This is a genomic window from Vineibacter terrae (assembly GCF_008039615.1).
Lineage (GTDB): Bacteria > Pseudomonadota > Alphaproteobacteria > Reyranellales > Reyranellaceae > Vineibacter > Vineibacter terrae.
Genome location: NZ_VDUZ01000006.1, coordinates 79837 through 91995, shown reverse-complemented (window position 1 = coordinate 91995; position 12159 = coordinate 79837). Strand labels below are relative to the sequence as shown.

At 68.2% G+C, this 12159-nt stretch carries 10 protein-coding genes; 5 read left to right on the top strand and 5 right to left on the bottom strand.

The genetic code is table 11. The annotated features are described in order from the left end of the window. Nucleotides 1-26 precede the first annotated feature (26 nt). The 3 genes from FHP25_RS07190 to FHP25_RS07180 all read left to right on the top strand — a co-directional run bounded on the left by FHP25_RS07190 (nucleotide 27) and on the right by FHP25_RS07180 (nucleotide 3832). Nucleotides 27-1391, top strand: coding sequence for a sulfite oxidase (locus FHP25_RS07190; RefSeq protein ID WP_147846238.1), 1365 nt, complete (start codon nucleotides 27-29; stop codon nucleotides 1389-1391). After that, nucleotides 1388-1867, top strand: coding sequence for a hypothetical protein (locus FHP25_RS40705; RefSeq protein WP_178133356.1), 480 nt, complete (start codon nucleotides 1388-1390; stop codon nucleotides 1865-1867). Before FHP25_RS07190 ends, FHP25_RS40705 begins: the two co-directional genes overlap by 4 nt. 63 nt (nucleotides 1868-1930) lie before the next feature. Next, nucleotides 1931-3832, top strand: coding sequence for a potassium transporter Kup (locus FHP25_RS07180; RefSeq protein WP_147846237.1), 1902 nt, complete (start codon nucleotides 1931-1933; stop codon nucleotides 3830-3832). Between the two features lie 40 nt (nucleotides 3833-3872). Here the strand turns inward: FHP25_RS07180 and FHP25_RS07175 are convergent, their stop codons facing one another. Genes FHP25_RS07175 through FHP25_RS07155 form a run of 5 tightly spaced genes read right to left on the bottom strand, consistent with a single transcriptional unit; the run spans nucleotide 3873 to nucleotide 9345 of the window. After that, complete coding sequence (locus tag FHP25_RS07175) at nucleotides 3873-5114, bottom strand: Zn-dependent hydrolase (protein WP_147846236.1); 1242 nt, start codon at nucleotides 5112-5114, stop codon at nucleotides 3873-3875. Beyond that, nucleotides 5111-6277, bottom strand: coding sequence for a hypothetical protein (locus FHP25_RS07170; protein ID WP_147846235.1), 1167 nt, complete (start codon nucleotides 6275-6277; stop codon nucleotides 5111-5113). Before FHP25_RS07170 ends, FHP25_RS07175 begins: the two co-directional genes overlap by 4 nt. Nucleotides 6278-6291: 14 nt before the next feature. Continuing rightward, nucleotides 6292-7074, bottom strand: a complete 783-nt coding sequence (locus FHP25_RS07165; protein ID WP_178133355.1) for a YbaY family lipoprotein — start codon at nucleotides 7072-7074, stop codon at nucleotides 6292-6294. A 35-nt stretch (nucleotides 7075-7109) separates the two neighbouring features. Further along, nucleotides 7110-8357 (bottom strand): flavin-dependent oxidoreductase, encoded by a 1248-nt coding sequence (locus FHP25_RS07160; RefSeq protein ID WP_147846233.1) that lies wholly within the window; start codon nucleotides 8355-8357, stop codon nucleotides 7110-7112. Nucleotides 8358-8367: 10 nt separating this feature from the next. Beyond that, the gene (locus FHP25_RS07155; protein ID WP_178133354.1) at nucleotides 8368-9345 is read right to left on the bottom strand and encodes a Bug family tripartite tricarboxylate transporter substrate binding protein; all 978 of its coding nucleotides are present in this window, start codon (nucleotides 9343-9345) and stop codon (nucleotides 8368-8370) included. Nucleotides 9346-9498: 153 nt separating this feature from the next. Here FHP25_RS07155 and FHP25_RS07150 point away from each other — a divergent pair, with 153 nt between their 5' ends. Together FHP25_RS07150 and hmgA are read left to right on the top strand one after the other, a co-directional pair. Next, nucleotides 9499-10698, top strand: a complete 1200-nt coding sequence (locus tag FHP25_RS07150) for a CaiB/BaiF CoA transferase family protein (protein ID WP_147846231.1) — start codon at nucleotides 9499-9501, stop codon at nucleotides 10696-10698. Between the two features lie 93 nt (nucleotides 10699-10791). Beyond that, nucleotides 10792-12135, top strand: coding sequence for a homogentisate 1,2-dioxygenase (gene hmgA, locus FHP25_RS07145; RefSeq protein ID WP_147846230.1), 1344 nt, complete (start codon nucleotides 10792-10794; stop codon nucleotides 12133-12135). Nucleotides 12136-12159: the final 24 nt, after the last annotated feature.

Genomic DNA, 12159 nt, shown 5'->3' with positions numbered 1-12159 from the left:
GGTCACGGGAGCAAGGGAGGAAAAACATGGCAAGCAAGCGCGAGCGCGGTCTGCATGAGCTTTACGCCGACGACCCGGAGCGTGCCGACGCGCTGGTGTTCGGCCGGCGCACCGGCGACTCGCGTCGCGGCTTCCTCAAGAACGCCGGATTGGCGGGCATGGGCGCGGCCGTCGGCGGCAGCATCCCCTTTGCCGCGATGATGCCGGCGGGCCTCGTGCCGGCGGCGATGGCGCAACCGGCCCAGCAGCCCCAGGCCGGCCCGGCCGCCGACAAGGGGCCCAAGGTCCTGAAGATGGACGGCAAGGCCGAGCTGGCGGTGCTGGGCGACAAGCCGCTGGTGGCCGAGACGCCGGCGCACCTGCTGGACGACGACGTGACGCCGACGGACAAGTTCTTCGTGCGCAACAACGGGCTGACACCCGACCCGGCATCGATGCCATCGGACCCCAAGGCATGGAAGATCAAGATCGACGGCGAGGTGAACAGCCCGATGGAGATCACGCTGGGTGATCTCATGGCGCGCTTCCCCAACGTCACGCACACGCTGATGCTCGAATGCGGCGGCAACGGCCGATCCTTCTTCGTGCCCGAGGCGCGCGGCAACCAGTGGACCAATGGCGGCGCCGGCTGCGCCGAGTGGACGGGCGTGCGGCTGGCCGATGTCCTGAAGGCCGCCGGCCTCAAGTCGAGCGCGGTCTATACCGGCCACTACGGCGCCGATCCGCATCTCTCCGGCGACGCGACCAAGCCGTCGATCTCGCGCGGCGTGCGCCTGGAGAAGGCGATGGACGAGCACACGCTGATCGCCTTCCGGATGAACGGCAAGGACATCCCGCTGATCCACGGCGCGCCGGTGCGGCTGGTCGTGCCGGGCTGGGCCGGCTCGACGTCGGCCAAGTGGCTCAACCGCATCTGGGTGCGCGACAAGGAGCATGATGGTCCCGGGATGGGCGGCTTCTCGTATCGCATGACCAGGAAGCCCATCGTGCCCGGCAGCAAGGGCGACGAGAAGGATACCGTCATCCTCGAATCGATGCCGGTACGCTCGGTGGTCACCTTCCCGGCGCATGGCACGCGACTGGCGGCCGGCACGCGCAAGATCGACCTGCGCGGCCATGCCTGGGCCGGCGACAACGCCGTCCAGTCGGTCGAGGTTTCGATCGATTTCGGCGTGACCTGGAAGAAGGCCGAAGTGAAGGCACCGGTGAACAAGTTCGCGTGGCAGCGCTTCACGGCTTCCATCGACCTGCCCAGCGCCGGCTATTACGAGATCTGGAGCAAGGCCACTGACACCAAGGGCGTCACGCAGCCCTTCCAGGCCGGCAACTGGAACCCGCAGGGCTACGGCGGCAACCCGATCAGCCGCGTCGCCGTGCTGGTCGAGGCATGAAGCCGGTCACGGCCATCACGGTCTCGATCCTGGCGCTGGTCGTGACGCTGGCGCTCGACCGCGCCGGCGTCCTGCGCCAACCGGCCGTCCCGGTTGCCGTCACGCCGACCCCGGCGCCGGCTCCCAGCGCCGCTGCCGCGCCGGCACCGTCGGCGCGTGGCGGCACCCTGGCCAAGGGCGCCATCCCGCGCAGCCTGCCGCCCGACGCCCACCACCAGGACACGATCGACTCCCTGCCGCCGGGCAAGGGCCGCGACGAGACGTTCTACCTTTGCGCCGCCTGCCACGGCACCGCCCTGATCAAGCAGCAGGGCCTGAGCCGGGAGCTGTGGGAAGCCTCCTTCCAGCTTATGATCGACCGCCACGGCATGGCCAAGCCCGACGACGCCGACCGCGCACTGATCGTCGACTATCTCAGTGAGAACTTCCCGCCGCGCCGCAAGGGCCGCAGCGGCGACAACCCCTTCCTGAAATAGCCAATGTCGGTATCATAGGGCTACTCGCGCTCGCCAACCCGCCACGAGAGGGTTGTTCCCTGCATGACCGCATCGCAAGCCGCCGCCACCGGCGCCGTCCCTGCTGCCAGCCGGCTGGGGCCGCTGACGCTGGCGGCGCTCGGTGTCGTCTATGGCGATATCGGCACCAGCCCGCTGTACACGGTCAAGGAGTGCTTCGGCGCCGCGACCGGATTGAAGCCCGTGCCGGAAGATGTGCTGGGGATCCTGTCCCTCATCACCTGGGCGCTGGTCGGCGTCGTCACCCTTAAATACGTCGTGCTGCTGATGCGCGCCGACAACCGCGGCGAGGGCGGCATCCTGGCGTTGATGGCGCTGGTCTCCAGCTCCGAATCGATCGCCACGCGCCGGCGGCGCCTCTACATCGTGCTCGGCATCGCCGGCGCGGCCCTGTTCTACGGCGATTGCATCCTGACACCCGCCGTCTCCGTGCTGAGCGCGATCGAAGGGCTCAAGGTCACGACATCGACCTTCGACCACTACATCGAGCCCATCACCGTCGGCGTGATCGTGGCGCTGTTCGCCATCCAGCGCTTCGGCACCGGCGGCGTCGGCGCCTTCTTCGGACCGATCACGGCGTTGTGGTTCCTTTGCCTGCTGGTCCTCGGCCTGGTCGAGATCACCCACAATCCGGGCGTGCTGCAGGCGCTCAATCCGGTGCACGGGGTCGATTTCTTCCTGCGCCACGGGCTGATCGGCTTCCTGGCGCTGGGGGCGGTGGTGCTGGCGATCACCGGCGCGGAGGCCCTGTACGCCGACATGGGCCATTTCGGCCCGCGGCCGATCCGGCTGGCGTGGCTGGCGCTGGTGCTGCCATCGCTGATGGCGAACTACTACGGCCAGGGCGCGCTGATCCTGCGTGACCCGGCGGCGCTGGAGAATCCCTTCTATCTGCTGGTGCCCTCCTGGGGGCTCTACCCGATGGTCGCCCTGGCGACGATGGCGACGGTGATCGCATCGCAGGCCGTGATCTCCGGCGCCTATTCGATGGCACAGCAGGCCGCGCTGCTGGGCCTGACACCCCGCTTGCGCATCCTGCACACGTCGGAAAGCGCCTTCGGGCAGATCTATGTCCCGGCCGTGAACTGGCTGCTGATGGCCGGGGTTGTGGCGCTGGTTCTGGAGTTCAAGACCTCCAGCGCGCTGGCCAGCGCCTACGGCATCGCCGTGACCGGCACGATGCTGATCACCACGGCGCTCGCCGGCGCGCTCGCCCGCGCCGTCTGGAAGTGGAGCTGGCCGCAGACCATCGCCGTCATCGGCACCTTCGCAATCGTCGACGCCACCCTGTTCTCCGCCAACCTGGAGAAAGTGCCGACCGGCGGCTGGATCCCGCTGGCCCTGGGCGCCGTGGTGTTCATCACCATGTGGACCTGGCTGCGCGGCCGCGAGGTCGTGGTGCGCAAGGAGCAGGACGACGCCCTGCCGCTGGACCTGTTCCTCAACCGCATCGAGCCCGGCAAGCTGCACCGCGCGCCGGGAACCGCCGTGTTCATGACCTCGCTGCAGAATGAGGTGCCGCGCAGCCTCCTGCACAATCTCAAGCACAACAACGTGCTGCACGAGCGGGTTCTGCTGGCTTCCGTCCGGGTGCTCGACCAGCCGCATGTGCCCGACGATGAGCGCCTGGTGCTGCACAACGTCGGCAAGGGACTGCAGCGCGTGGTGGTGCAGTACGGCTTCATGCAGACGCCGGATGTGCCGCGCGACCTGGCGCAGCTGCAGGAACGCGGCCTGCCATGGGATGCGATGCGCACCTCGTACTTTGTGGGCCAGAGCCGGTTCGTGCCGGCGGCGCAAACCGTGCTGCCGCGCTGGCAGGAGAAGCTGTTCCTGCTGCTGTCGCGCTCGTCGTCCAATGCCGCCGACTTCTTTCAGCTCCCCAACAACCAGGTGATCGAGCTCGGCGGACGGATCGAGGTGTAGCGTGGCGCCGACCGCGCGGCGCCACCATGACGGGGGCGGCTCAGGCGTTGGCGCGCTCCACCATGGCCTGCAGCAGGATCTGGCAGCCGGCCGCGATGTCGTCCTTGCGCGCGTCCTCGATCTCGTTGTGGCTGATGCCGTCCTTGCAGGGCACAAAGATCATGCCGGTGGGCGCCACCTTGGCGACGTAGCAGGCGTCATGGCCGGCCCCGCTCACGATGTCCATGTGCGGCAGGCCGGCCTTCTCGGCGGCGGCGCGCACCGCCGCCACGCACTTGGCATCGAACGGGGTCGGCGGGAAGTACCAGATCTGCTCGATCTTCACCTCGAGCCCGTGCTCGGACGCGATGCGCGCCGCGGCGGCCCGCATCTCGGCATCCATGCGCGTGAGCTCGGCGTCGTCGGGATGGCGGAAATCGAGCGTCATGAAGACACGGCCCGGAATCGTGTTGCGCGATTGCGGCTTGCTCTCGATCACGCCCACGGTCGAGCGGCCGTTGGGGCGGGCGCCGATCTTGCGCGCCTCGGCGATAAGCAGGGCCGCGCCCAGCAGCGCGTCACGGCGCCCTTCCATGGGTGTCGTGCCGGCATGGCTTTCCATGCCGGTCCACTGGATCTCGTACCAGCGCTGGCCCTGCGCCGCCGTCACCACGCCGATGGTCCTGTCCTCACGCTCCAGGATCGGGCCCTGCTCGATATGCGCCTCGAAGAAGGCGCCGACCGGCCTGCCTCCGACCGCCTCCGGGCCGTCATAGCCGATCTGCTTCAGCGCTTCCCCGAACGTGACGCCGTCCGGGTCGGTGCGCGACAGCGCATAGTCGAGCGTGAACACGCCACCGAACACGCCCGATGCCGTCATCGCCGGCGCGAAGCGGCACCCCTCCTCGTTGGTCCACACCGAAACCTCGAGCGGTGCCTCGGTCTCGTAGCCGTGATCGTTGAGCGCGCGGATCACCTCGAGCCCGGCCATCACGCCGTAGCAGCCGTCGAACTTGCCGCCGGTCGGCTGCGTGTCGAGATGGCTGCCGGTCATGATCGGGGGCTTCGTGTTGTCCCGACCGGGACGGCGCGCGAAGATATTGCCGACCTTGTCGACGCGGATCTCGCAGCCTGCCTCCTTGCACCAGCGCACGAAGAGATCACGCCCCTGGCGGTCCAGATCGGTCAGCGCGATGCGGCAGACGCCGCCCTTCTCGGTGCCGCCGATCGTCGCCAGCTCCATCAGGCTGTCCCACAGCCGGTCGCCGTTGATCTTGAGGTTCGAGACATCCTGCTTGCTCATGCTCGCTTGCCCTTCAATCCAGCCTTGTGAAGGCGATTCTGGAAGCTCGTCTTGCCCTGATGGCGGTTCAGCAGGTCCTTCAGGTGACGATCGAAAGCGGCCCGATCACCGTCGCGATCCGCCAGCTGCCCGAGATCCTGCAGCAATGCAACTGCCTTGTCATAAGCCTCGGGTTGCTTTGTGCCGATGTGAGCCTCAACGTCCTGCCACGCTGCCTCAACGCGCAGTGCCAGCGCGTCCAGCCGCTTGGCCAAAGCGCGCCGTGCCTGCTCCTGGCGCTGCGCTTCCATAGCCGCCTCCCGCTGGGCGCGACGCTGCGCCTGCGCTTGGGCACCCGCCAGCAGGTCACGAGCCCGGCGCTGCGGCCGATCGGCTGGTGTTGCGACGGTGGTCAGCCCGTCAGCGGCCTGCGCCCAGCGCCGGACGATATCGATGCGAACATGAGAGTCGCCCTCCAGCACGGCACGACGGAGAAACACCGTCTTGTCCCGGTCGGGCAGGGTTTCGATGAAAGCGCTCAGCTCCGCGGTCGAAGGCTCGACCTGATCGGGCTTGTCGTCCGTGCTGCCCTCGGCAGCCGCGGCGACCAAATCCTGATCCAGCATGAAAAAGTCAGCAAGCGCCTTGAGTGGCCCTGACAACGTGCCAAGTCCGGCCGGACACGGCGGCTCAGGCCTGCCATCATCTACATGACCGTCGAGCACAGCAATCAGCCAACCGAGATAGAGGAGCCGCAAATCACCGCGCAGGACGCTATCCCGCAAAGCGATCATCGACTGCGCCATTCCGGCCTCGTCCTCGAGGAAAGGATCGAGATCCTCTTCGGGCGAGCGGTCGAACGCGATGATCGTATTGTCACCGGCCGTCCACGCCTCGACAACGCCTTTCACCACATAGGGCTTCACCGCGATTGGATCGAGGTAGCGACGCGGCACGCGCAACATCAGGCTGCGCGTTCCCCAGTTCGTCCAATGAATGAACAAGTCGAACCAGTCCGCCATCAGGCGTCGCGGCTCGCCCTTGAAGTCACCCCACTGATAGCTGTTGACGAAGCCGTGCGCCGAGATCTCGCCGCGCGACGATATCTTCCGCAGCGCCGCCTGCGCCGCCGCATCCAGCGGGCGATCAATCGCCCGGAACTCGTAGTACTGATATTCGCTCATGATGGGTTTCGCTGTTAACGGTGCGCCACGATCCGGCGACCGTCACCGGCCGTCAGCACGAGCGCGCCGTCGGGCCTGATTTCGAACCGCTGCACCTGCTCGAGCAGGCGCAGGAACGTCATCTCCTGCTGCATCAGGGCGGGCGCACAGGCCATCTGCGTCGATGCGCCAGGACCGATCTTGATGCCCGTGGCGGTCAGCGCATAAGGCGCTCCATAGGAATTGCACCCGCCCCGGCCGCCGAGGCGCCCGTCGTCGCCGAAGCGGATCGTCACCCGCGACCGGTCGATGATGCCGGCACCGCCGATATCCTCGACGACCCATTCGGTGCCCTTGAGGGGCGGTGTCGCCGCCTGCGGTGGCGCCTTCGCGCGCACCAGGACCAGCGTGCCCATGTCGCTGGCCGGCGATACCGGGTCGACGGGATTCACGGTATCCGTGATCCACAACAGGTTGCCCCGGCTGTCCTGGATCCTGCCCTGCACGCTGTAGCGCATCCGCGGCTTCAGCTGCGCGCGATCGAGCGTCAGGCTGAAAGGCACCGGAACCTGGCGACCCTGCAGCGCGATCGTCTGGCGTGCCAGGACCGGCGCCGGCGCGTCGGCGAGCGAGACATCCGCCAGCGTCACCTCGGCGGTGCTGCCCGGCGGCAAGGCAATCCGTTCGCGGTAGGTCAGGTTGCCGTGCAGGATCAGCGTCTCGGCGGGCTTGGCGGGCGGATCGCCGGCCGCCGGCGCGCACGCCGACAATGCCAACACCGCGCCCAAAGCCGCCAGGAACACCGCAACAGATTTCATGTGAAGGGTCCTCATGTCGTGGATCTCGCCGCGCGTCATCCGGGCCGCGCGCCGAGCGCCTCCCGGCTCGACCCGCTGATGCGCTTGTAGCCGTCGGACAGCGCCACCAGCTCCTCATGCGCAATCACGTCCTCGATACGGTTGAACGGCCTGTCGCCGGTGCGCAGATAGACCTCGCGCAGAATGGCGTCAGGCGGATTGCGCCGATTGGCCAGCACGATGTTGGACGTCACCTCGCGCCGCTGCGCTTCATAGTGCTGCAAGGCCTGCCCGGGATCCGCATGCGTGGCCAGCGCGTCGGCCAACGCACGCGCATCGAGAATCGCCTGCCCGGCGCCGTTGGAGCCGCGCGGCACCATGGGGTGCGCCGCATCGCCCAGCAGCGTGATACGCCCGAAGCTCCAGCGCGGCAGCGGATCCTGGTCGACCATGGGGAACTCGAGCACGGTGTCGGCAGCGCGCAGGAAGGCCGGCACATCGAGCCAGTCGAAGCGCCAGTCGGCGACGGCGGGAAGAAAATCCTCGAGCCGGCCCGGCCGGTTCCAGTCGCGCCGCTTGTAGTGCGGCGTCTCGATCTCGACCACCCAGTTCACGAGCTGGCGGCGCTCGTCGTCGACGGCATCGCGGATGGGATAGATCACCATCTTGCCCGTCGCGAGCCAGCCGGCGCGCACCATGCTGGCGCCGGAAAGGAACGGCGGCCAGCGCGTGACGCCCCGCCACATGTTGTAGCCGGAGTACAGCGGATCGCCTTCGCCGGGGTGCAGCTGCTTGCGGATCACCGAATGGATGCCGTCACAGGCGACCACGATGGCGCCACGCTGCACCGGCAGCTCGCTGTCGTCTGCGGCCCGGCGGAAGCGCGCGACGGCGCCGCGCGCGTCCGGCTCGGCGCCGATGCAGCGCCAGCCCAGGTGGAGGCGGCCGGCGCCGATGCGCGCCGTGACGGCATCGAGCAGCACGGCCTGCAGATCACCCCGGTGGATCGAGAACTGCGGCCAGTCGAACCCGGCGAGGCGGCCAAGCGGCTCGCGGTAGATGAGCTGGCCGAAGCGGTTGAAGAACACGGCCTCCTGCGTGGTGACGGCGACCCGCGACAGCGCCGCCTCCAGACCCAGCCCGGTCAGCTCGCGCACGGCATGCGGCAGCAGGTTGACGCCGACGCCGACCGGCCGGATCGCCTCGGCCGCCTCGTAGATACGGCAGGCGATGCCGGCCCGATGCAGCGTCAGCGCCAGGGTCAGCCCGCCGATGCCGGCGCCGACGATGATCACGTCGTCCATGGCGGGCCCACTACTCCGGCTTTATGTTGGCGTCGCGGATGACCTTCTGCCACTTGGCGAGGTCGGTGCGCATCAGGCTGGCCAGAGCATCCGGAGCGCCGCCGGCCGGCTCCAGCCCCTGGTCGCGCAGCACTACCCGGACGGGATCGAGCGCCAGGATCGCGTTCACCTCGCTGTTGAGCCGCGCCACCACGTCGGCGGGCGTGCGCGCCGGCGCGAACAGGCCGTACCAGAGATCGACGTTGAAGCCGGCGACTCCCTCCTCGATCAGGGTCGGCACATCGTTGGCCATCGGCGAGCGGCGCTCGCTGCCGATCGCCAGCAGCTTGATCTTGCCTGTCCGCTCCAACGGCAGCGCCGTGTGCAGCGGCATCACCATGATGCCGACATGGCCCGCGACGACGTCCTGCACCGCGCCTGCCGAGCCGCGGTAGGGGACATGGACGATGTCCGTCCTGGTCGCCAGCTTGAACAGCTCCATGAAGAGGTGCTGGGGCGTGCCGACACCGGGCGAGGCATACTTCAGCCCGCCGGGCTGGGCGCGCGCGAGGTCCAGAAGCGCGGCCGCCGAATTGACCTTGACCGAGGGGTTGACAGTCAGCACAAGATCGCCCGTGGCGACCTTGATGATGGCCGCGAAATCAGCCACAGGATCGTAGCCGATATTGGGATAGAGCGGCACGTTGGTGACGAAGGTATTGGCCGTCATCATCAGCGTGTGGCCATCGGGCGCCGCCCGGGCCGCGTTCTGCGTGCCGATGCTGCCGCTGGCGCCGGGCTTGTTGTCGACGACGACCGGCTGGTTCCAGCGCTGCCGCAAATGCTCTCCGACCAGCCGGCCCAGGATGTCGATGCCGGTGCCCGGTGTGAAGGGAACGACGATGGTGATCGGCCGATCGGACATGCCCTGGGCGTGCAGCCCGGTGGGCGCGACGGTGCACAGCAGCGACGTGATCGCCACCATCGCCCGACGCCTTGCGATATGCATGCCACCCCTCCTTGCCATTCGACACCGCACGAGTCATCGCTATCATGCATAGCGGACCAGCGTCGCGATCCCGCGCTTGCCGTCCTCCTTCGGCTCGCGCCACCCTAGCGCCCCCTTGTCCGGAAATACAGACGACGAAATACGAGGACCAGAATGCTGCCGCTGCAGGGAATTACCGTTCTTGATCTGACGCAGGTGATCGCCGGCCCGGTGGCCGGACAGATCCTCGGCGACATGGGCGCCGACGTGATCAAGATCGAGCCGCTGGAGGGCGATCATTTCCGGCCACAGATGGGTGGGGCCTGGGTCCCGGCGATGAACCGCAACAAGCGCGGACTGGCGCTCGACCTGAAGAGCGAAGGCGGCAAGCAGGTGATGTGGCGGCTGGTGCAGCGGGCCGATGTGTTCATGGAGGCCTTCGTGCCCGGCGTGATGACCCGGCTGGGCTTCGGCTACGAGGCGGTCAGCGCCGTCAATCCCGGAATTGTCTACCTGTCGATCTCCGGCTATGGCCAGACCGGCCCCTATCGCAACCGCGCCGGCTACGATCCCTGCATCCAGGCCGAGACAGGCATCATGGAAGCGACGGGCCACCAGGACGGTCCGCCGGCGCGCGTCGGCGCCGCGCCGGTCGACCAGGGCACAGGCACCTACGGCGCCCTGGGCGTGGCCCTGGCATTGCTGGCCCGGCACCGCACCGGTCGCGGTCAGCACATCGATCTGGCGCTGTACGATGTCGGCGTGCAGCTGATGAGCCACTGGATCACCAACTACGGCCGCACCGGCGAGGACCCGCAGCGCATGGGCATGTCGCACACGCTGATCGTGCCTCTGCGCACCTTCGCGACGCAGACGCAGCCGCTCTATGTCGCCTGCACCAACGATGCGTTTTGGCACAAGCTGCTGGAGGGCATCGGGCTTGCCAAGCTCAAGGCGGACCCGCGCTTCCGCACCAATGCCGACCGGGTCGCCAACCGCGCCGTGCTCGAGCCGATCCTCGAGGCTGCGTTCGCTGCCCAGACCTGCGAGGAGCTGCTGACGCGCCTGATCCCGGCCGGCGTGCCCTGCGCGCCGGTCAAGAAGGTGAGCGACATGCTGCATGACCCGCATGCCATCGCGCGCCAGAGCTTCGTCGAGATGGCCTATCCCGGCCTTGGCAAGGTGATGGCCGCGAACAATCCGCTGCGACTGTCCGACGTGCCCGTCGCGGTGCGGCGGCTGGGCCCGCATCTTGGTGAGCATACGCGCGAGATCCTGCGCGAGATCGGCTATCGCGATGGCGAGATCGATGCGCTCGCCAAGGCCAAAGCCGTGCGCCTGCACGAGGACGAGCCGGCGACGCCTTCGCCCTGAGCCAGCCGGCAGGGTTGCCATCGCCCGGCCCCGGCGGTAGTCGTCGGGCATAAGCGCCGGGGACGACGCCATGTCCCCGCGATGGAGGGAAACATGCCGGTTTCCGATATCGCCGACGGCCGCTCGGCGGCAGCGGGCACCACCACCGCCCTCGCCTACCAGACAGGCTTCGGCAACGAGTTCGCGACCGAAGCGCTGCCCGGGGCCCTGCCGGTCGGGCGCAATTCGCCGCAGAAGCCGGCCTATGGCCTCTACGCCGAGCTGCTGTCGGGCACGTCGTTCCTGGCGCCGCGGGCGCTGAACCGCCGAACCTGGTTCTATCGCATCCGCCCGTCGGCCAAGGGCACGCCGTTCCGGCCCTACCCCACGGCCTTGTGGCGCAACGGCCCGACGGAGGAGGTGCCAGTGCCTGCCGACCGGCTGCGCTGGAACCGCTTCGCGCCGCCGAAGGCCGGCACCGATTTCGTCGATGGCGTCGCCACGCTGGCGGTCAACGGCGATGCCGCCATGCAGGCCGGGATGGGCGTGCACATCTACCGTGCCGACACGTCGATGGCCGACCGCTTCTTCGCCAATCATGACGGCGAGATGCTGTTCGTGCCGCAGACCGGGCGCCTGCGGCTCGCGACGGAGATGGGCATTCTCGACGCCAGGCCGGGCGAGATCGCCGTCCTGCCACGCGGTGTGCGCTGCCGCGTGGAGCTGCCCGACGGACCCTCCTACGGCTATATCGCCGAGAACTACGGCATGCATCTGCGGCTGCCCGAGCTGGGACCGTTCGGCTCGAACGGCCTCGCCAACGCCCGCGATTTCGAGTCGCCCGTCGCGGCCTATGAGGACCGCAGCGGCGACTTCCGCCTGGTGGTGAAGGTGGCAGGCCGCCTCTGGGAATGCGACATCGACCGCTCGCCGCTGGACGTCGTCGCCTGGCATGGCAACCTGGCGCCCTACCGCTATGACCTGGCGCGCTTCAACGTCATGGGCACGGTGAGCTTCGATCACCCCGATCCGTCGATCTACACGGTGCTGACGGCACCCTCGGATACGCACGGCTGGGCCAACATCGATTTCGTGATCTTCGCGCCGCGCTGGATGGTGGCGGAGGACACCTTCCGCCCACCCTGGTTCCATCGCAACGTGATGAGCGAGTTCATGGGCCTGATCCATGGCCAGTACGACTCGCGTGCCGAGGGGTTCATGCCCGGCGGCGCCTCGCTGCACAACGCCTTCGGGCCACACGGACCCGACCAGGCAACCTTCCAGAAGGCCAGCGATGCGGCCCTGGCACCGCACAAGATCGACAACACGCTCGCCTTCATGTTCGAGACCCGCTACGCGCTGAAGCCCACGCGCTTCGCGATGGACGCACCTGAGCTTCAGGCCGACTACCATAAGACATGGGACGGCTTGGCGGCGCGATTCACTGGCAAGCCGTAGCGCTCAGCGCGCCAGCCGATCCGA